Annotated in this window: 1 protein-coding gene; it reads left to right on the forward strand. The window is 63.5% G+C overall.

Going from position 1 to position 715, the window contains the following annotated elements; translation table 11 throughout:
- Positions 1–161 precede the first annotated feature (161 nt).
- On the forward strand, positions 162–715 hold a 554-nt coding region (locus D1614_RS28025; RefSeq protein ID WP_497006669.1), incomplete at its 3' end, for a phosphoribosylamine--glycine ligase.

A 715-nucleotide genomic window follows, 5' to 3' on the forward strand; every position in this document is an offset into this window, starting at 1 on the left:
GCTCGACGTCCTGGAAAACCTGGACGACGTACAGGAAGTCTTCACCAACGCGGTCATCGGGGAGTAAGCCCCGGGCACGCGCATAACGGCGATCGACCTCACGATCGCCGTTTTTGTTTTCCAGATTTCGAATCGGATTTGCAATTTCAGGTAGGTACAGCATGAAAGTGATGGTGGTCGGTTCGGGCGGTCGAGAGCACGCCCTGGCATGGAAGCTGGCACGCTCGCCCAAGGTACAGGTGGTGTATGTGGCCCCCGGCAACGGCGGCACGGCGCTCGACAAGCGCCTGCAAAACCTCCCGATCACGGATCCGGAAGTGCTGGCCGCCTTTGCCGAGCGCGAAGGCATCCACTTCACGGTGGTCGGCCCGGAAGCACCGCTGGCCGCCGGTATCGTCGACCTGTTCCGCGCCAAGGGCCTGCGCATCTTCGGGCCGACCAAGGCCGCGGCGCAGCTCGAATCGTCGAAGGATTTCGCCAAGGCGTTCATGCACCGCCACGGCATTCCGACCGCCAAGTACCAGACCTTCGGCGATGCTGCACAGGCACATGCGTACGTTGACCAGGAAGGGGCCCCGATCGTCATCAAGGCCGATGGCCTGGCCGCCGGCAAGGGCGTAGTCGTGGCCATGACGGCCGAAGAAGCACACAGCGCCATCGACATGATGCTGGCCGACAACCGCCTCGGTGACGCCGGTGCGCGTGTGGTGATCGA

The organism is Maribellus luteus (genome assembly GCF_003576475.1).
Classification (GTDB): Bacteria; Bacteroidota; Bacteroidia; order Bacteroidales; family Prolixibacteraceae; genus Draconibacterium; species Draconibacterium luteum.